Annotated in this window: 21 protein-coding genes; 10 read left to right on the forward strand and 11 right to left on the reverse strand. The window is 58.3% G+C overall.

The features are described from left to right. Nucleotides 1-50 precede the first annotated feature (50 nt). Nucleotides 51-401, reverse strand: a complete 351-nt coding sequence (locus tag ACN28Q_RS24820; protein ID WP_095848782.1) for a hypothetical protein — start codon at nt 399-401, stop codon at nt 51-53. 166 nt (nt 402-567) lie between these two features. On the opposite strand from ACN28Q_RS24820, the gene mpaA reads away from it, so the two are divergent. Both mpaA and tpx read left to right on the forward strand, forming a co-directional pair. Further along, nucleotides 568-1,275: a murein tripeptide amidase MpaA gene (gene mpaA, locus ACN28Q_RS24825; RefSeq protein WP_095848783.1), complete on the forward strand. Its 708-nt coding sequence runs from the start codon at nt 568-570 to the stop codon at nt 1,273-1,275. Nucleotides 1,276-1,522: 247 nt separating this feature from the next. Continuing rightward, nucleotides 1,523-2,026 carry a thiol peroxidase gene (tpx, locus tag ACN28Q_RS24830; protein WP_095848784.1) on the forward strand — a complete coding sequence of 168 codons (504 nt, stop codon included), beginning with the start codon at nt 1,523-1,525 and terminating at the stop codon, nt 2,024-2,026. Nucleotides 2,027-2,121: 95 nt separating this feature from the next. Here the strand turns inward: tpx and tyrR are convergent, their stop codons facing one another. From tyrR to pspA, 7 genes are all read right to left on the reverse strand, one after another. Then, nucleotides 2,122-3,693 (reverse strand): transcriptional regulator TyrR, encoded by a 1,572-nt coding sequence (gene tyrR / locus ACN28Q_RS24835; RefSeq protein ID WP_095848785.1) that lies wholly within the window; start codon nt 3,691-3,693, stop codon nt 2,122-2,124. 278 nt (nt 3,694-3,971) lie between these two features. Next, complete coding sequence (locus tag ACN28Q_RS24840; RefSeq protein ID WP_095848786.1) at nt 3,972-5,033, reverse strand: YcjF family protein; 1,062 nt, start codon at nt 5,031-5,033, stop codon at nt 3,972-3,974. Then, complete coding sequence (locus ACN28Q_RS24845) at nt 5,030-6,427, reverse strand: YcjX family GTP-binding protein (RefSeq protein WP_095848787.1); 1,398 nt, start codon at nt 6,425-6,427, stop codon at nt 5,030-5,032. Before ACN28Q_RS24845 ends, ACN28Q_RS24840 begins: the two co-directional genes overlap by 4 nt. Beyond that, a complete protein-coding gene (gene pspD / locus ACN28Q_RS24850; RefSeq protein WP_095848788.1) occupies nt 6,408-6,674 on the reverse strand; it encodes a phage shock protein PspD in 267 nt (88 codons plus the stop codon). The genes ACN28Q_RS24845 and pspD overlap by 20 nt, the downstream gene beginning before the upstream one ends. A gap of 90 nt (nt 6,675-6,764) precedes the next feature. Further along, a complete protein-coding gene (gene pspC / locus ACN28Q_RS24855) occupies nt 6,765-7,124 on the reverse strand; it encodes an envelope stress response membrane protein PspC (protein WP_095848789.1) in 360 nt (119 codons plus the stop codon). Beyond that, a complete protein-coding gene (gene pspB, locus ACN28Q_RS24860; RefSeq protein WP_095848790.1) occupies nt 7,124-7,351 on the reverse strand; it encodes an envelope stress response membrane protein PspB in 228 nt (75 codons plus the stop codon). The genes pspC and pspB overlap by 1 nt, the downstream gene beginning before the upstream one ends. Before the next feature lie 61 nt (nt 7,352-7,412). Further along, the gene (gene pspA / locus ACN28Q_RS24865) at nt 7,413-8,078 is read right to left on the reverse strand and encodes a phage shock protein PspA (RefSeq protein ID WP_095848791.1); all 666 of its coding nucleotides are present in this window, start codon (nt 8,076-8,078) and stop codon (nt 7,413-7,415) included. 184 nt (nt 8,079-8,262) lie between these two features. Here pspA and pspF point away from each other — a divergent pair, with 184 nt between their 5' ends. The 7 genes from pspF to ACN28Q_RS24900 all read left to right on the forward strand — a co-directional run bounded on the left by pspF (nt 8,263) and on the right by ACN28Q_RS24900 (nt 16,627). Continuing rightward, the gene (pspF, locus tag ACN28Q_RS24870) at nt 8,263-9,288 is read left to right on the forward strand and encodes a phage shock protein operon transcriptional activator (RefSeq protein WP_095848792.1); all 1,026 of its coding nucleotides are present in this window, start codon (nt 8,263-8,265) and stop codon (nt 9,286-9,288) included. Nucleotides 9,289-9,734: 446 nt separating this feature from the next. Further along, nucleotides 9,735-11,387 (forward strand): ABC transporter substrate-binding protein SapA, encoded by a 1,653-nt coding sequence (sapA, locus tag ACN28Q_RS24875; protein ID WP_095848793.1) that lies wholly within the window; start codon nt 9,735-9,737, stop codon nt 11,385-11,387. After that, the gene (gene sapB / locus ACN28Q_RS24880; RefSeq protein WP_095848794.1) at nt 11,384-12,349 is read left to right on the forward strand and encodes a putrescine export ABC transporter permease SapB; all 966 of its coding nucleotides are present in this window, start codon (nt 11,384-11,386) and stop codon (nt 12,347-12,349) included. The genes sapA and sapB overlap by 4 nt, the downstream gene beginning before the upstream one ends. Further along, a complete protein-coding gene (gene sapC, locus ACN28Q_RS24885) occupies nt 12,336-13,226 on the forward strand; it encodes a putrescine export ABC transporter permease SapC (protein ID WP_095848795.1) in 891 nt (296 codons plus the stop codon). Before sapB ends, sapC begins: the two co-directional genes overlap by 14 nt. Then, entirely contained in the window at nt 13,226-14,218 is a 993-nt protein-coding gene (gene sapD / locus ACN28Q_RS24890) for a putrescine export ABC transporter ATP-binding protein SapD (protein WP_095848796.1), read from the forward strand. Before sapC ends, sapD begins: the two co-directional genes overlap by 1 nt. Before the next feature lies 1 nt (nt 14,219). Further along, complete coding sequence (gene sapF / locus ACN28Q_RS24895) at nt 14,220-15,032, forward strand: putrescine export ABC transporter ATP-binding protein SapF (protein ID WP_095848797.1); 813 nt, start codon at nt 14,220-14,222, stop codon at nt 15,030-15,032. A gap of 398 nt (nt 15,033-15,430) precedes the next feature. Beyond that, nucleotides 15,431-16,627 carry a CMD domain-containing protein gene (locus ACN28Q_RS24900; protein ID WP_095848798.1) on the forward strand — a complete coding sequence of 399 codons (1,197 nt, stop codon included), beginning with the start codon at nt 15,431-15,433 and terminating at the stop codon, nt 16,625-16,627. On the opposite strand, the gene ACN28Q_RS24905 is transcribed toward ACN28Q_RS24900, so the two are convergent. Beyond that, on the reverse strand, nt 16,595-17,512 hold the full coding sequence (locus ACN28Q_RS24905; protein WP_095848799.1) for a LysR family transcriptional regulator: 918 nt from the start codon (nt 17,510-17,512) through the stop codon (nt 16,595-16,597). The genes ACN28Q_RS24900 and ACN28Q_RS24905 overlap by 33 nt on opposite strands. Here ACN28Q_RS24905 and ACN28Q_RS24910 point away from each other — a divergent pair. Beyond that, on the forward strand, nt 17,462-17,674 hold the full coding sequence (locus ACN28Q_RS24910; protein ID WP_131928995.1) for a hypothetical protein: 213 nt from the start codon (nt 17,462-17,464) through the stop codon (nt 17,672-17,674). The genes ACN28Q_RS24905 and ACN28Q_RS24910 overlap by 51 nt on opposite strands. An 8-nt stretch (nt 17,675-17,682) precedes the next feature. Here the strand turns inward: ACN28Q_RS24910 and ACN28Q_RS24915 are convergent, their stop codons facing one another. Then, nucleotides 17,683-18,498, reverse strand: a complete 816-nt coding sequence (locus tag ACN28Q_RS24915) for an AraC family transcriptional regulator (RefSeq protein WP_095848800.1) — start codon at nt 18,496-18,498, stop codon at nt 17,683-17,685. A gap of 1 nt (nt 18,499) precedes the next feature. Beyond that, entirely contained in the window at nt 18,500-19,048 is a 549-nt protein-coding gene (locus ACN28Q_RS24920; RefSeq protein WP_095848801.1) for a kinase inhibitor, read from the reverse strand. Between the last annotated feature and the right edge of the window lie 157 nt (nt 19,049-19,205).

Genomic DNA, 19,205 nt, shown 5'->3' on the forward strand with positions numbered 1-19,205 from the left:
ACCCACTAGCGCTTTAGCGGGGCGTTCAATACCAACCCACGGCTGGCGGCTTAGTCGTACAGGTGAATACTGGCGATCTGGTAGCAGAACTCTTCACCCTCTTCGTCATCATAAATGGTGAAGTAGCCTTTTTCCGCCAGCGGGCTTTGTTGAATGTCAATGCGCTGCAACTGCCGGGCATTGATATCGTCATAGCCGTAATCCAGGTAAAAAGCGGCGTTTTGGTAGTCGATATGCAGCGTGAATGGATAGTTGGATTCGTCACCGCGGCCATCGTCGTTTCTCACTACGCCAAACCATGCCCCCTGGCGGATCTGTTTTTCATCATCCACACCGCACAGCAACGTCAGGCTGTCATTTTCGTTTTCGGTGTAGCGGGCAATTATTCTGGCAATGGGCATAGAACATCCTCTTGATATGGTTAGGCCGATGCCTGGATAGTATAACAACAGCGTCAGCGCATATGGCATCAGCCACACAGTAAACATTATCTGTCGCTAGCGGCACAAGCCTAATACACTGAATAAAATAATAATCACCTTTTCCTGGCGCACGGAGCGATAAACCATGATCCCACAACGCCCGCGCAGTGAACGTGGCCAATTGACCATAGCCGGCGAAAGCTATGGCAAATCGTTATTGGGCGCACCGCTGCTGTATTTCCCTGCGGCAACCGGCACCACCGAAGCCGGGCTGGTGCTGGCCGGTACCCACGGTGACGAAACCGCCGCCGTGGTGGCGCTATCATGCGCGCTGCGCAGTATTGCGCCCAACCAGCGCCGGCACCATGTGGTGTTGGCCGTGAACCCCGACGGCTGCCAACTGGGGCTGCGGGCCAACGCGAACGGCGTGGATCTCAACCGCAACTTCCCCGCCGCCAACTGGCGCTCCGGCGATACGGTTTACCGCTGGAACAGCGCGGCCAAGACACGGGATGTGCGCCTTTCCACCGGCGGCCGGCCGGGCTCGGAACCGGAAACCCAGGCGCTGTGCCGCCTGATCCATAGCCTGAAGCCACAGTGGGTGGTTTCCTTTCATGAACCGCTGGCGTGCATTGAAGATGCCGGCAGCTCGCGCCTTGGGATCTGGCTGGCGCGCCAGTTTGCCCTGCCGCTGGTGAGCAGCGTTGGTTATGAAACGCCGGGATCGTTTGGCAGTTGGTGCGCGGATTTATCATTGCCGTGCATCACCGCAGAACTGCCGCCGATTTCCGCCGACGCGGCCAGCGAACAATACCTTGAGGCGATGGTGGAACTGTTGGCCTACCGCACCTGACCCCGCTTTCGGCCATGCCGTTAGCGGTTGCAGCCGGTTGATTTATGGCACGGTTTAACCTGGCGGATACAGTCTATTAGCAAACTTTATATATCCAATTTACCCATGTTGACATAAACTTGCGTCACGAGTAAGCCGCAGGCGGCGCCCCCGAACAGCAGTCAATCGCCGCGGGCGCGGCCCGGCGCAGGCGATGTTCGTATCGGCTGTGCCCTTTGTTATCAACACCTGTAAAAGGAATCCAGCAATGACCCAGACAGTACATTTTCAAGGCAACCCGGTAACCGTTGACGGTAAACTGCCGCAAGCTGGCGAACAGGCCAAGCCTTTCACGCTGGTCGCCAAAGACCTGTCCGACGTAACGCTGAATAGCTTCGCGGGGAAACGCAAAGTTCTGAACATTTTCCCAAGCATTGATACCGGCGTCTGCGCCACATCCGTGCGCAAATTCAACCAATTGGCCAGCGAATTGGATAACACCGTGGTGCTGTGCATTTCTTCCGATCTGCCGTTTGCCCAGTCCCGCTTCTGCGGCGCGGAAGGGTTGACCAACGTGGTTACCCTGTCCACTCTGCGTGGTGCCGAGTTCAAACAGGATTACGGTGTGGCGATCGCCGCAGGCCCGCTGGCAGGCTTGACTGCGCGCGCGGTGGTAGTGTTGGACGGCCAGGATAAGGTGATCTACAGCGAACTGGTGAATGAAATCACCAATGAGCCTGATTACGATGCAGCGCTGGCGGCACTGAAATAAAGCGCCAGAAGCCAGGCGTTTCTTGGTTTGAGTAAACAATAAGCAGCGCAACCGCGCTGCTTATTTGTTTTATCGACGCATTGCGCGGCGCGGCGTTATTCTTCGCCGTCGTCTGCCGCCTTACGATTGCCCAGCCCATACTCGCGCAGCTTGTTGGCGATCGCTGTATGGGATACGCCCAGCCGCTTTGCCAGCTTGCGCGTGCTCGGGTAGGTGCGATACAGGCGCGTCAGCACCGAGCGTTCAAAACGCTTGCTGATATCGTCCAGCGACCCATCCAGCGCCTCATCGCCCAGCGGTATTTCCGATTCAAACTCCGGCAGCACAATATCCTGCGGGCGCAGTTCATAGCCTTCGGTTTGGGTGAGCGCACGGTAAATGGCATTCTTCAACTGGCGCACGTTACCAGGCCAGCCGTATTTGCTTAGGAAGGCATTCAGATCGTTAGAGAGCTTTGGCCGCGCCACGCCCTGCTCGTCGGCAAAGCGCGCCACGAACAACTCGGTCAACGGCATGATGTCCTGCGGGCGTTCGCGCAACGGTGGGATGTTCAGCGCCAATACGTTAAGGCGGTAGTACAGATCTTCACGGAACTCGCCGCGCTGCACCAGTTCGATCAGGTTCTTCTGCGTGGCGCAGATCACGCGCACATCCACGTGCACTTCGTGCTCTTCACCCACACGGCGGAAGGTGCCGTCGTTGATAAAGCGCAGCAGCTTGGCCTGCATCCGCGACGACATTTCGCCGATCTCATCCAGCAACACCGAGCCGCCGTTTGCCTGCTCAAAGAAGCCTTTCTTGCCTTCGGTCGCCCCCGGATAGGCGCCCGGCGCATGGCCGAACAACTCGCTTTCCGCCACGTCATCCGGCAGGGCCGCACAGTTCAGCGCCAGGAAGGGTTGCTTGCCGCGCGGGCTGCGCAGATGGCAGGCGCGCGCCAGGATATCTTTACCGGTGCCGGTTTCGCCAATCAGCAGCAGCGGCGCGTCCAGCATCGCCAGTTTGCGCGCCTGTTCCAGCACCTGGCGCATTTTCGGGCTGGTGGCGACGATATGTGCAAACTCGCTGTCGTCATTAACCGCCAGGTTCTGCAACTGGCGCCCCATGCGCGCGGTGGATTTCAGCATCACCACGGCCCCGACCGTCGCCTGCTGCTGGCTTTCGTCTTCCAGGCAAATCGGCGTGATCTCCATCAGGAAATCCTGGCTGCGGATCACTACTCGCTCGGAGTGCGGCGTACTGTTGCCGGTCTCCAGCCAGCGGCCGAAATTATAACCGCCGATCAGCGCCCCGGCGGTCTGGTTGCGCAGCTTGTCCTCATCCAGGCAAAACAGCGCCTGCGCCGCCGGGTTAGCCAGTTCGACCTTCCCTTTCATATCAATGGAAAATACCGGTTCCGGCATCGATTGCAGCAGTGCACGCAGCGAGCGGTGCTCATGCTCCGAAGGCATAAAGCTCACGGTGCGCACATCGGTCACGCCGTCGATACGGCGGATCTCCATCATCAGCGCGCTGAAGGTGTCAAAATCCAATTGGGCAAAATTCAGGTAAATTCGGCCGATCGGCGCGATCTCGATACCGCGCAAATCGATATTACGCAAAACCAAAAGATCGAGCAGCTCTCGGGCCAGGCCGAGCCTGTCTTCGCAAAATACTTCCAAACGCATCAGTAAGACCTTCTCTCTGCAGGTGCGGGATAACTGGCAACGATAATACTCTCTCCCCCTGCGGGGAAGAAGCCATCTGTCAGCAAAAGTTGACAGGAATCCGTATTCGCGTGCTTTCCGATGGCTTTTGCACCAGGCAAGCGACAATCGGAGATGATATACCACACGGCTGGTGGATGATTGCACGGGGCGGCGGTTTTTTAGCGCAACATCTCGCGGGCGGCAAATTAACCTTACGCCGCAGTGTTGGCTGCGCCCGGCCAGGCGCAGCCGGCGGGCTATTTATCCTTTTTGGCCCCTTTCGCCATCACGTCTTTCAACTGGCCGATCAACTGGCCACGGAAATCAGACAGCTTTGGCTTATCGCCATCCAGCCACGGCAACGGGCGGCACAGCTCCATCGCCTTTATCCCAAGACGCGCGGTCAGCAGGCCGGCGCCAATGCCCTGCGCCGCACGCGCGGAAAGGCGTGCCGCCAAATCCTGCGATACCCAGTCCATCCCCACTTCTCGCACCAGCTCCGAAGCGCCGGCAAAAGCGATGTTGAGTAACACCAGCCGGAACAGACGGATACGGCTGAAATAGCCCAGCTCAATGCCGTATATCGCCGCGATACGGTTAATCAGGCGGATATTGCGCCAGGCGATAAACGCCATGTCCACCAGCGCCAGCGGGCTGACGGCGATCATCAGCGTCGATTCCGCCGCCGAGCGGCTGATTTCCCGCCGCGCCTGTTCGTCCAGCACCGGCTGCACCAGGTTGGCGTACAGCGCCACCACTTCACGATCGTTTTGCGTTTCATGCAGCGATGCCTGCCAGCGCTGCAAAGCCGGGTGGCCCTGATCCAGGCCGGCCTGGCGCGCCAGTTTCTCGCAAAACGCCCTCCCCTGGCCCAGGCCGTGGCTGTGCAGCAATTCACGCGCCACGTCACGCTCCTGCGCGCGCTGGCGCAGGCGGTACAGGCGGCGCCATTCGGTCGCCAGCGCCCCCACGCCGGCAAAGACGATCAAACCGCCGGCGACGCCGCCGCCAAGGGCGATCCAATCCTGCTGTACCCAGGCGTTATGCAGCCACTGCACGCCCTGCGCCACTACGCTGACGCCGAACAGCGCCAGCCCGGCGTGAACCATCTTGCGCCACAGGCTGCGTTTAGGTTTGAGCGCCGCGTTGACGATGCCTTCGGCGCGCCCTTCCTCATCCTCCAGTTGGCGTTCCGGCTCGGCCGGATGAAAATATTCCGCCTGGCGTTCGTCGAAGGTCAGGCCCGAACGGAGCGGCGGCTCTTGCGGCGGCTGCAACGGCGTTTCGAAATCAATACGGGGTTTCAATGGTTCGCTCATCGCAACTTATCTCCCAGTAAAAACGCCATCACGGCATCCAGCCGAATATGCGGCAACGGACTATCCGGGCTCATCGGGCGTGGGCGAAAGGCGTCAAAGTGGAACCCCTGGTTTTGCCAAAACGGCAGCCCCGGCAAACGGGCCGGCACTTCGCCGGGAAAGACCGTCAGCGGCGCGCCGTCTGCCAGGCGGTTGCCCTTCAGCGCCGGAATAAGCTGGCCCTGATATTCCACCATGCCGCTTTCGGTCGCCTGCACCGAAGCCAGGCCGACGCAGTCCATGCTGATGCCTTCAAAGGCGGCGTTTTGCCACGCTTCCTGCACCAGTTGCTGCAACAGCGAAACCAGGTTGGCGTGCTGATCGGCAGTGATGTGGTCGGCCTTGGTGGCGGCGAACATCAGCTTGTCGATGGTGGGGGAAAACAGACGGCGAAACAGGGTGCGTTTGCCATAGTGGAAACTTTGCATCAGTTGGGTCAACGCCAGGCGCATATCGTTGAACGCCTGTGGTCCGCTGTTGAGCGGTTGCAGGCAATCAACCAAGACGATCTGGCGATCGAAGCGCACAAAGTGCTCTTTATAAAAATCTTTAACGACCGACTGGCAATAGTAGTTAAAGCGGGTGCGCAACATCCCGAAATTGCTTTGTTTATCCGCCTGGGCCAGCTTCGTTTCGCCGCTGTCATCAATATTCGGCCACGGGAAAAACTGCAACGCCGGCGCGCCGGCCATATCCCCCGGCAGCACAAAGCGCCCGGGCTGGATAAAATGCAGCCCTTCGGCTTTGCAACGCAGCAGGTAGTCAGTATAAGCCTGGGCAATCGCCGCCAGCCGGTTTTCATCCGCGGGCGCCAGCGGATCGAGAGTTTGGCACAACGCCAGCCAGGGTTTGGCCCATTCGGCGCGCTCGCCCTGCAACAGCCCCGCCATCTGGCGCGACCAGGCCAGGTAATCCTGCTCCAGCATCGGTAAATCGAGCAGCCACTCGCCGGGGTAATCGACAATTTCCAGGTAGAGGGTGGATGTCTCTTTGAAATGGCGCAGCAGCGAATCAGTGGAGCGGTAGCGCAGTGCCAGGCGGATCTCGCTCACGCCGCGCGTCGGCGTCGGCCAGCTCGGCGGCACGCCGTACAGTTGCGCCAGCCCTTCATCATAGGTAAAGCGTTGAATGCCCAGATCGCGTTGCGGAATGCGTTTCACGCCCAGCAAGCGCTCCTCGCGCGCGGGCGAAAACAGCGGCAAGCGCGCGCCGCTGTGAATATGCAGCAATTGGTTTACGAGTGCAGTAATAAAGGCCGTTTTGCCGCTGCGGCTCAGGCCGGTGACGGCCAAACGCAGGTGGCGATCCATCCCCCGGTTGACCAGTGCCGTTAACTCATTTTGCAGTCGTTTCATTGTTCTCCTTGGCAAAGCGCCCAAAGGCCTTGGTTAACCCTTTGCGAAACATCGGTTCCAGTATCATAGCCAGGATCAAGCGCAGCGGCTTGCGGCTAACGGTTTTCAGCAGCCATGAGGTGGCGCCCGCTGGCCCATAGCTCATTAGCGCTATGATGAGCACTTTCGCCAGTGTCTTCAACACTGCACCTGCCCCTTGTTTAAATGCATGCGATTTTGGGGCGTTCGCGCTTAAAGTTTTCGTCATTATGCTTGCCCTCCGGCATTAGATGTGGGGAATACAGGCGCACCTCAGGCCCGCCATCCGGCATGATGCGGGCCTTTGATGGTAGGCGGGTTACAGGTTGCGAAAGCGGCTGCGCACGCCAAAGGCGTCGGAAGTGACATAACGCTCAACCTGGCGCAGCTGTTGTTCGCCGCTGCCCAACTCATACTCCAGTTGGTCCAGCAACTGGCGCGGTGTTTTCTGTTGTTCGCCGGCAAAGCTGCTGGAGGGCGCTTCGTCCAGCACAAACGCCAGTACGATATAGGCCACCACGGTAAAGAAAAACAGCCCGAAAAACAGCGACAGCACCACGATCACGCGAATCAACCGCACCGGCACGTCCAGATAGTGCGCCAGGCCGGCGCAAACCCCTTTCAGCATGCCCTCTTCCGGCACGCGATACAGTTTTTTACTGCCCAACGGATTGCTCATTAAGACTGTCTCCAGTTCGGGTGTTCTGCGTCCAGAATTTCTTCCAGCGCCTGAATGCGTTCACGCATACGTTTGGCGTTGTCCGTCAGTTGCGCCAGGCGTTGCATCTCCTGGCCGCTGAGTTGGATACCGTTCTGCTGGCGATTGCTGTAATGCAGCCAAAGCCAAATCGGTGCGACAAACAACACGAAAATTGTCAACGGGATGGCAAGTAACAAGGCAGTCATTGGTTTTCCTTCTTATTCATCTTGATTGGGCGGCCACACTCACTGTGGCCACGCCGCTACATTACTCTGAACGGTTCATTTTTGCTTTTAGCGCCGCCAACTGTTCACTGATGGCGTCATCCGCTTTCAGTTCCGCAAACTCCTGATCGAGCGATTTCTTTTTACCGATGCTGACGCTTTCCGCTTCGGCTTCCATATGGTCGATGCGGCGTTCGAACTGCTCAAAACGCGCCATCGCTTCATCCAGCTTGCCGCTGTCCAACTGACGGCGCACGTCGCGTGAAGAAGACGCGGCCTGGTGGCGCAACGCCAGCGCCTGTTGGCGGGCGCGGGTTTCGGTCAGCTTGTTTTCCAGCTCGCCGATCTCGCCTTTCATGCGGCTCAGGGTTTCCTCCACCGCGGCCACTTCGCTGCTGAGCGTGGTAATCAGATCGGTGACCTTTTGTTTTTCGATCAGCGCCGCGCGGGCCAGATCTTCCTTATCCTTACGCAACGCCAGTTCGGCCTTGTCCTGCCAGTCGCTGAGCTGGGTTTCCGCCTGCTCAATACGGCGCAGCAGGTGTTTTTTCTCTGCCAGCGCCCGGGCCGAGGTTGAACGCACTTCAACCAGCGTATCTTCCATCTCCTGGATCATCAGTCGCACCAGTTTTTGCGGGTCCTCCGCCTTATCCAGCAGCGTGTTGATGTTGGCGTTCACGATATCGGCAAAACGAGAAAAAATACCCATAATTCACTTCCTCTTTGTTTCTGGCGGCGTCTACAGCGCCACATGAGTTGGTACAGCTTGCTACTGGATTAATCAAAACCCGTGCCAACTTTTATTATATTGAAATTAAAGGAATATTTATTTTTGACTCTCTGGCAGCATGCTGTAGAGTGAGTATTTTCACCAAACATTGGCGAATTTCATCATGACTACACCGATCGAAAACCTGCTGGGCGAGGCCAATTCGTTTGTCGAGGTGCTGGAACAGGTTTCGCAACTGGCCAAACTGGATAAGCCGGTGTTGGTGATTGGCGAGCGCGGCACCGGTAAAGAGCTTATCGCCCACCGGCTGCATTACCTTTCCAACCGCTGGCAGGGGCCGTTTATTTCACTTAACTGTGCGGCGCTCAATGAGAACCTGCTGGATTCCGAGCTGTTCGGCCACGAGGCGGGCGCCTTTACCGGCGCACAAAAGCGCCACCTGGGGCGCTTTGAACGCGCCGATGGCGGCACGCTGTTTCTTGATGAGTTGGCAACCGCGCCGATGCTGGTGCAGGAAAAGCTGCTGCGGGTGATTGAATACGGCCGGCTGGAGCGCGTGGGCGGCAGCCAGCCGTTGCAGGTGGACGTGCGGCTGGTTTGCGCCACCAATGACGATCTGCCGGCGCTGGCCGCGCAGGGCAAGTTCCGTGCCGATCTGCTCGATCGGCTGGCGTTCGACGTGGTGCAATTGCCGCCGCTGCGCCAACGCCAGCAGGACATCATGTTGCTGGCGGAGCATTTCGCCATTCAGATGTGCCGTGAGATTTCGCTGCCGCTGTTCCCAGGGTTCACCGCCAGGGCGCGTGCCACGCTGCTGGGCTACGGCTGGCCCGGCAATGTGCGCGAACTGAAAAACGTGGTCGAACGTTCCGTTTACCGCCATGGCACCAGCGACAGCGAGCTGGACGAGATCGTCATTAACCCGTTCGCCCGGCACGATACGCCGCCGCCAACCGCCCAAAGCGAGCCGAATAGCCGTCTGCCCGCGCTGCCGCTGGATTTGAAGGCCTGGCAGTTGGAGCAGGAAAAGGCGCTGCTGGAAGCGGCGCTCAAACAGGGCCGTTTTAACCAGCGCAAAGCGGCAGACCTGCTCGGGCTGACTTACCACCAGCTACGCGGAATGTTGAAAAAACATACGTTAATGCAAAACGGCCATGAAGATGAAGGCGGACAAATGGCGGGCGAATAATCGGCGGGCAAAAAAAAGCCAGCACCCGAGCTGGCTTAAAAAACACTGGAAGCAATGTGAGCAATGTCGTGCCTTCCACAAAAAGCAACGAGGCGTTACCTTCCGTGAAGTGCCAGGTGATGATAATGGTTATCAGTATCAGCTGTAAAGCACTTTGTTGAGAATTTTTCTCATTACCATATCAACATTGTGCGTTCTCCCCCGGTAACGGGGGATCTGCAAATCCGTTACGCGTGCAAAGGCAGGTATTGTGCCCGATACGCCACGTATTTGGCCTGCGGCGCCTGCCATGAAAACGCCCACCGGCCAAAACCGGCGATTGCCCGCTGCAATCTGCCGCAGAGTTGGCCAAAAAGTAGAAAATTCAACCATTTTTCGCAAGGAATTGGGTCGCTCGCCAGAGTACGGTACACTATCGTTATTGCTTAATAACTCATGAAGCGTCTATGCGTGCTTTACCCCTTTGGATACTGTCGTTGAGCTGCCTGGCAGGCTCCGCCATCGCCTCAACACCCGCTGCCCCTGCCGCCGCAGCGCCGCTGCCGGATATCCGCCAAAGCGGCTTTGTTTATTGTGTCAGCGGCATACTCAATACCTTCAATCCGCAAATGGCCAGCAGCGGCCTGACGGTCGATACCCTGGCGGCACAGCTGTACGATCGCCTGCTGGATGTCGATCCTTACACCTATCGCCTGATCCCGGAACTGGCGCAAAGCTGGGAAGTGCTGGATAACGGCGCCGCCTACCGTTTCCACCTGCGCCGTGACGTGCCGTTCCAGACCACCGACTGGTTTACGCCAACGCGCCTGATGAACGCCGACGACGTGGTATTCAGCTTCGAGCGCGTATTCGATCAAAAACACCCGTATCACAACGTCAATGGCGGCGAATACCCGTATTTTGACAGCCTGCAGTTTGGCGATGCGATCCAGAGCGTGAAAAAGATTGATGACTATACCGTTGAGATCCGCCTCCAAGCGCCGGACGCCTCATTCCTGTGGCATATCGCCACCCACTACGCGCCGATTCTCTCGGCCGAATATGCCGGCACGCTGACCAAACGGGATAAACAGCCGCTGATCGACCGTGAACCGGTCGGCACCGGGCCATTTATGCTCAATGAATATCGCTCCGGGCAATATATCCGCCTGGCGCGTAACCAGGCCTATTGGAAAGGCCTGCCGCGCATGGCGCAGGTGGTGATCGATCTGGGCGCCGGCGGCACCGGGCGCCTGTCCAAACTGTTAACCGGCGAGTGCGACGTGTTGGCCTACCCGGCGGCCAGCCAGCTGTCGATCCTGCGTGACGATCCGCGCCTGCGCCTGACGCTGCGCCCGGGGATGAACATTGCTTACATGGCCTTTAACACGGAAAAACCGCCGTTTAACAATGTGAAAATCCGCCGGGCGGTTGCGCTGGCGATCAATAACCAGCGCCTGATGCAATCCATCTATTACGGCACGGCGGAAACCGCGGCCTCGATTCTGCCGCGCGCCTCCTGGGCCTATGACAACGATGCGCACATCACCGAATACAACCCGGCGCTGGCCCGTGAGATGCTGCGCCAGGCCGGTGCAGAACAACTGCACTTAAAGCTATGGGTGCCGACCGCTTCACAGGCTTATAACCCAAGCCCGCTGAAAACCGCCGAACTGATCCAGGCCGATCTGGGCCAGGTCGGCATCAGGGTTGATATCGTGCCGGTGGAAGGCCGCTTTCAGGAAGCCCGCCTGATGGAGCGCAACCACGATTTAACCCTGACCGGCTGGGCCACCGACAGTAACGATCCTGATAGTTTTTTCCGCCCGCTGTTAAGCTGTGCGGCAATCCGCTCGCAAACCAACTATGCTCACTGGTGCAACCCCGCATTTGATGAGCTGCTGCAAAACGCCCTGCTGTCGCAACAGTTGTCACAGCGGATCGACAGCTACCAGCAAGCGCAAAAAATTCTTGAGCAAGAGCTGCCGGTATTGCCGTTGGCCTCTTCGCTGCGCCTGCAGGCCTACCGCTATGATATCCGCGGGCTGGTGCTAAGCCCATTCGGCAACGCGTCGTTTGCCGGGGTGTACCGTGAATCTGACGAGGGGGCGAAAAAGTGATTATCTTTACCTTGCGCCGCCTGCTGCTGCTGGTGATCACACTATTCCTGCTCACGCTGGTCAGCTTTAGCCTCAGCTACTTTACGCCGCATGCGCCGCTCAGCGGCGCCGGGCTGTGGGATGCCTACCGCTTTTACCTGGTCAGCCTGCTGCATTGGGATTTTGGCGTTTCCAGCATCAATGGCCAGGCGATCAACGCTCAACTGCGCGAAGTGTTTCCCGCCACCATGGAACTGTGCCTGTTGGCCTTTACCCTGGCGTTGTTTATCGGTATCCCGCTGGGCATTATCGCGGGCGTGATGCGCGGAAAATGGCAGGATACCGCCATCAGCACCTTCGCGCTGATCGGCTTTTCCATGCCGGTATTCTGGCTGGCGCTATTGCTGATGCTGTTCTTCTCGCTGCACCTTGGCTGGTTGCCGGTTTCCGGGCGTTTTGATTTGCTATACCAGGTGCGGCCCGTGACCGGTTTTGCCCTGATCGACGCCTGGCTGTCGGATTCACCGTACCGTACGGAAATGATCGCCAGTGCGCTGCGCCATATGGTGCTGCCGGTGGCCGCGCTGGCGGTGGCGCCGGTAACGGAAGTGATCCGTCTGATGCGCATCAGCACCGACGACGTCAGCGACCAGAACTATATCAAAGCGGCTGCCATTCGCGGCCTGTCGCGCTTCACCATTATCCGCCGCCACGTGCTGCACAATGCGTTGCCGCCGATCATTCCCAAGCTGGGGCTGCAATTTTCCACCATGCTGACGCTGGCGATGATTACCGAAGTGGTCTTCAGTTGGCCTGGGCTTGGGCGCTGGCTGGTAAATGCCATCCGCCAACAGGATTTTGCGGCGATTTCTGCTGGCGTGATGGTGATCGGCATGCTGGTTATCACCATCAACGTGTTGTCAGATATTTTAGGCGCTGCAACTAATCCGCTGAAACATAAGGAATGGTATGCCCTTCGATAACGTATACCGCGAAAAGAAAATGCCCAGCCCGCTGCGATATACCTGGCGGCTGTTTTACGGCGATGCGCTGGCCATGATCGGCTTTTACGGCGTCATCCTGCTTTTACTGCTGTCGGTTTTCGGCAGTTGGCTGGCGCCTTATGCGCTCGATCAGCAATTTCTTGGCTACCAACTGTTGCCGCCTTCCTGGTCGCGCCACGGCAATGTTTCTTTCTTCCTCGGCACCGACGATCTGGGCCGCGATATCCTCAGCCGCCTGCTGACCGGCACCGCCGCCACCTACGGTTCTGCGCTGATCGTCACCGTGGTGGCCGCCTGTTTTGGCGTAGTCCTCGGCGTCTTCGCCGGTGTTACCCACGGCCTGCGTTCGGCGGTGCTCAACCATATTCTTGATACCCTGCTCTCCATCCCTTCGCTGCTACTGGCGATCATTGTGGTGGCGTTTATCGGGCCGGCGCTGCCGCACGCAATGCTGGCGGTGTGGCTGGCGCTGCTGCCGCGCATGGTACGCACCATTTACAGTGCGGTGCATGACGAGCTGGAAAAAGAGTATGTGGTTGCCGCGCGTCTGGATGGCGCCTCTACCCGCCAGATACTGTGGTATGCCATTTTGCCGAACATTGCCGCCGTGCTGGTGACCGAATTCACCCGCGCGCTGTCAATGGCCATTTTGGATATCGCCGCGCTGGGCTTTCTCGATCTTGGCGCGCAGTTGCCTTCCCCGGAATGGGGAGCCATGCTGGGTGATTCACTGGAGCTGGTGTACGTTGCGCCATGGACAGTGATGCTGCCGGGTGCGGCGATCCTGGTTAGCGTGCTGTTGGTTAACCTATTAGGCGATGGTATACGCCGGGCAATTAATGCGGGAGTGGAATAATGCCGTTACTCGATATCCGCAATCTGACCATTGAGTTTATGACCGCCGAAGGGCCGGTCAAAGCCGTCGATCGCGTCTGCATCACGCTCACCGAAGGCGAAGTGCGCGGCCTGGTCGGGGAGTCCGGCTCCGGCAAAAGCCTGATCGCCAAGGCCATCTGCGGCGTGACCAAAGACAATTGGCGGGTGACCGCCGATCGCATGCGCTTTAACGACATTGATCTGCTCCAGTTGACGCCGCGCGAACGGCGCAAACTGGTCGGCCACAATGTTTCCATGATTTTCCAAGAACCGCAGTCCTGCCTGGATCCTTCCGAAAGCATCGGTCAGCAATTGGTACAGGCGATCCCTGGCTGGACGTATAAAGGCCGCTGGTGGCAACGCTTCCACTGGCGCAAACGCCGCGCCATTGAGCTGTTGCACCGCGTTGGCATCAAAGATCACCAAGACATTATGGGTTCTTTCCCCTACGAACTGACCGAAGGTGAATGCCAAAAGGTGATGATTGCCATTGCGCTGGCCAACCAGCCGCGGCTGTTGATCGCCGATGAGCCGACCAACGCCATGGAACCCACCACCCAGGCGCAAATTTTCCGCCTGCTGGCGCGGCTCAACCAGAACAACAACACGACGATTTTGCTGATTAGCCACGATCTGCAAATCATGAGCAAATGGGCGAACCGGGTAAACGTGTTGTACTGCGGCCAAACGGTGGAAAGCGCCCAGTGCGAGGATTTGCTGGCCGCGCCGCACCACCCGTACACGCAGGCGTTAATCCGCGCTATGCCGGATTTTGGCCGTTCGCTGCCGCATAAAAGCCGGCTGAACACCCTGCCGGGGGCGATCCCCTCACTGGAGCACCTACCGATTGGCTGCCGCCTGGGGCCACGCTGCCCTTATGCACAGAAAAAATGCATCGAAGCGCCGCAGTTGCGCCCGGTAAAAACCCATCTTTTTGCCTGCCACTTCCCGCTGAATATGGAGGATAACTAAAATGGAAACGCTGTTGGAAGTGCGCAATCTGGCCAAAACCTACCGCTACCGCACCGGGCTGTTCCGCCGCCAGCATGTGGAAGCGGTGAAGTCTGTCAGCTTTACTCTGCACGAAGGCCAAACACTGGCGATCATCGGTGAAAACGGCTCGGGGAAATCCACGCTGGCGAAGATGCTCTCCGGCATGATTGAGCCCAGCGAAGGTGAACTGCTGATCGACGATCATCGCCTGGAATATGGCGACTATCGCTACCGCAGCCAGCGCATCCGCATGATCTTCCAGGATCCCAGTACATCGCTCAATCCGCGCCAACGTATCGGCCAATTGCTGGATGCCCCGCTGCGCCTGAATACCGATTTAGACAGCGCCGCGCGTGAACAGCGCATCAATCTCACGCTGCGCCAGGTGGGGATGCTGCCGGATCACGCCTATTACTATCCACATATGCTCGCTTCCGGCCAGAAACAGCGCGTCGCCCTGGCGCGTGCGCTGATCCTACAGCCGAAAGTGATCGTGGCCGATGAAGCGCTGGCCGCGCTCGATATGTCAATGCGTTCGCAGATCATTAACCTGATGCTGGAACTGCAGGAAAAACACGGCATCGCCTATATCTACGTGACCCAGCACCTTGGCATGATGAAACACATCAGCGATCAGGTGCTGGTGATGCACGAAGGCGAAGTGGTGGAACGCGGCAGCACCGCAGATGTATTGGCCGCGCCACTGCACGATCTCACCAAACGCCTGATCGCCAGCCACTTTGGCGAGGCGCTGACCGCAGACGCCTGGCGGCGCGACGGCGGCCGCTTCTGATTCCCCGGCCGCAAACCGCGCCCATCAGGGCGCGGCAGCCCCATCCCGCACGTGACGTTATCCATTAAACTCAAATGTAAATTACCTTTTAATATATCTCAGTATATTTTATTCACTTTAGTTATTTATTAGCACGTAACATTATTTTATCTCGCCATAACGATCGGTGAAGATATCCTGCACGAAAAGCCCACTCTTCAACAGGATATCAATCTGATGGGAAAGCAAGAGCACTGCCGGCCTGCCATCGCGGCTATCAGCGGAACATGCGCCGCAGCATGTTGTGATAACGGCCACCGCAACCCGCCTTCCCTTGCACTCCTGCGCAGCTGTTGCCCCTTCACTCAACCACCGAGGTACCTGAGCGGTGGTTTTGGTCATGATTAAGGATTAAGCCAATGGAACCGTTACGTCGACAACACAATACCCAGTGGTATCACGAAACCCAGAGCAGCGTATACAGCGGTAACCTGTTGGAGCCCGGCGCGGCCACCATCCGCGATCGCTTTCTGCAGGGCTTTGGTGCTTTGGCCGACGAAGCACTGAACACCGCACTCACTGCGCGGGCAGGCGTGTTCGACGCCTCGCTGGCCTGTTACCACCGGTTGTTTCCCAAGCGCGTCGCGCCAAGCAGAAAAGTGACATTGTCACTGTATGATCGCCTTAGCACCGCACTGACCGTTGCCCAGGTGACCGGCATCCAGCCACTTTGTAGCCACTACGCGGCCCGCCTCGCCCCGCTGGATAGCCCAGAAGCCTCGCGTAAAAGCAACATCCGCCTGGCACAAATCACCCAATATGCCCGCCAGTTAGCCACACACCCCACACAGATCACACCGCAAGCCCTGCAACAGTTGGTTGACGTTGAGTTGAGCACCGAAGATATCGTCACTTTTTCGCAAATCATCGGCTTCGTCAGCTATCAGGCACGCGTTATCGCCGGCATCGCTGCGCTGGCCGGGCGGCCGGCGGTAGTGGTGCCGGGGTTCCCGGTGGTTGACGACGCCGAAGCCCTTAGTGCCACAGAACAACCGCAAGTATGGCAAGCGCGGCTGCCGGAAATCACGCTGGCGGCCGCCGCCGCCGAACAATTGGACGTGCTGGATCAGAGCCACCCCGAGGCACGTAATGATGCCTATTACCGGCTGCTGGCGCACGACGCCGCCGCGCTGCGCGAACGCAACGGGGTCTTCAACCAGATTAACGCCGGAGACTATGGCCTGCCGGCCGAATTGAAAGCGCTGGCGGCGCTGGTGGTTTCACGCATTAACGGCAGCGCTTACTGCGTCGCCAGCCTGATACCGCAGGTGGCCGATGCGGCACTAACCCGATCCTTGCAGCAAAGCATCAATACGGCCCAGAGTACGGCTGAACCGCTGGCGCAGGCGGTGATCGCCACCGCTGCGGAGCTCACCCGCTCACCGGAGAAATTCACGCCGCAAAGCGTCCAACCGCTGTTCAATATCGGGCTAAGCCAGGCCCAGGTGCTGGAAGTGATCCTCAGTAGCGCGCTTTATGCCTGGGAAAACCGCCTGCGCCATAGCCTGGGCGATTTTGCGCCTTTAGCCGGCGCGGAAGAGAGCATCCTGCAGTAGCCATGCCTGGGCGGCATCGAAGAAATGCTGGGCCAGCGGCGTGGCCCGCCCCGGTTCGGCAATCACCACCGCCGCATGCCGCGACATCGGCGCAATAGCAAGCGGGCGGCGCTGCAAATCTGGCGTCATCTGCGCCAGCAGATTGCCGCGGGGAAATAGCCCGCAGCCCAGCCCTACCCAAATCCCCTGCAACAGTTGAAAGATAGACGTGGTTTCCAGGCGCGCATGCAGCGCCAGACCGGCGGCGTGAAAGTGATGATCGAGATAACGGCGGAAATAGCGCGTCGGTTCCGCCAGGCATAGCGGCAGTGCGGCAACCTGTGCCAGCGGCAACGGCGCTTCCCCCAGCAACTGGGGGAAATGCTGCGGATGAAACACCAGATCTATGCCGCTGTCGGCAAGCGGCTGCGACTGAAAATGCAGCTTTTCCAGCGTGGGCAGTTCGAAAAAGCCGATGCCGATATCCACCGTATGCGCGGTGAGCGCTTCAAGCAGTTGATCGGCACTGAGCACCGCCACCCGGTAATCAAGCTGCGGGTAGCTTGCGCTGACGGCCTTCAACATCTGCGCCAGCGAAATACTGCACTGCGGCACCGCACCGATGCGCAACCGGCCATTCAGGCCATGCTTGAGCGATTCCACTTCCAGCTTCAGCCCCTGGTAAACCGAGACGATCTCCCGCGCCCACGCCAGCACCCTTTCGCCTTCGGCGGTAAAGCCCTCAAAATTGTTGCCGCGATTGATCAACGCGACACCCAGTTCCCTTTCCAGGTTCTTCAGGCGCATGGAAAGCGTGGGCTGGCTGACGAAGCTGGCTTCGGCGGCGCGGCCAAAATGGCGTTCCTGTTCAAGATTACACAGGTAGATCAGTTGCTTGATGTCTATTTTTTTATTCCAATCAGCGACAAAAAGATAAAAGGCGATTCACCTAACGGCGGTTTCAGCTTTCCAGCCACTGGCAGCCGGATAAAAGCAGTTTATCATCGATTCTCTTCACCCGCAGAACACCGCGCAACCCTGCGGCCAGGAATAATTAAGCAGCCTTAGAGATCTGGCTAACCATCGCGCATGGCCCCTCGCAGCGCCCGGGGGCTAAGGCCGAAGTGTTGCAAGAAGCGGGCGGCAAAACGCGACGCACAGGCGTAGCCGTTACGGTAAGCGATCTCCCCGATGCTGCGCCCACTGCTTTGCACCTCGTACAACGCATTGGCCATACGGGCATTTTCAAGCAGATGGCGAAAATGCTGGCCCTCGGCCGCCAACCGCCGCCGCAGCGTTGAGCTGCCCATATGCAAATGCGCCGCCATTTCCGCGACCTGCCAATCATGCGCGGGCGCCAAAGCGATCAACCCCTGCACCTGCGCAGAAACAGGATCGTGGCGCTCACGCAGCAGTAGCCCGGCATTACCAGCCAATTGGAGCGCCAATAATACCCCCTGTAACTGGTGTTCCTGCAGCTGTTGGGGGGCGTTATCGTTAAGCGTGTTTAACAGGCTATCCCACATTTGCCGCGTATGTGCATCAAACGGCACACACAGGCTGGCCTGCTTCACCGCCGGCTCTGCCGTGAAAGGCGCAGGATATCGCGCCCTGAACTGGGATAAAAAACGTTGAGGAATATAGATGATATCTGATGCATATTCCCCTTGGGCAGGCCGATTGGCGATGCTGATTTCTTTACCCGCCGGGAACACGATCAGCGAATCCGCCCTGGCGACCTCATGGTAATCCGCAAATTGCACCACTTTGCTGCCCCGGCGCACGTGACATAGCGCCGGCGCGAACAACGTGACCCGGTGCAACTCATGGGCGCAACGCGCCCGGATAGCCTGTAAGGTGACAACCTGCTCGGTGTGGTTCAATGGCTGCATTTCAACGCCCGTAGATGGCCTCCAATTCTGCCGTGGCTAATACGTTCGCCTTAAGCATAAATCCCACCAGTGCGCCGCTGGCATTGTTATCAATCGGTAAGTTTGCGGTTTTTAACGCCCAAACCGTAAATTGATAGCGGTGCGGCGCATTTCCTTGTGGCGGGCAAGTGCCGCCAAACCCGGCAAAACCGTAGTCATTACGCCCCTGGACAGCCCCCTGCGGCAACGACAAATTATCTTTATTACCGGCCCCCGCCGCGAGCCGGTTTATGCCGGCGGGAATATTCACCACCGTCCAATGCCACCAGCCGCTGCCCGTTGGCGCATCCGGATCGAAAGCAGTAACGGCAAAGCTTTTTGTTCCCTGCGGCGCGTTTTTCCAGGCAATCTGTGGGGAAATATTCCCGCCCTGGCACCCAAAACCCTGGAAAACCTGCGCCGTTTTTAACGGCTTGCCGGGCTGCATATCCGTACTGCTGACGCTGAACGTATCCGCCTGGGCGCCTTGCGCAACCGCCAGCAGGCCCAAAGATATAATGATTTTCTTCATGTTACTCTCTCCTGTAAGAACCAGAACAGCGTAACCAATCAGGCCGGACGGTATTATGCTGAAATGCTCTGATTGTATGCCATAACGTTCGCGCGCCCCTTCCGCCTGCGATAAACCGCCTCTATCCCGCCATTGCCTTATTCAATTAGACGCTGTG

Source organism: Gibbsiella quercinecans (assembly GCF_002291425.1).
Classification (GTDB): domain Bacteria; phylum Pseudomonadota; class Gammaproteobacteria; order Enterobacterales; family Enterobacteriaceae; genus Gibbsiella; species Gibbsiella quercinecans.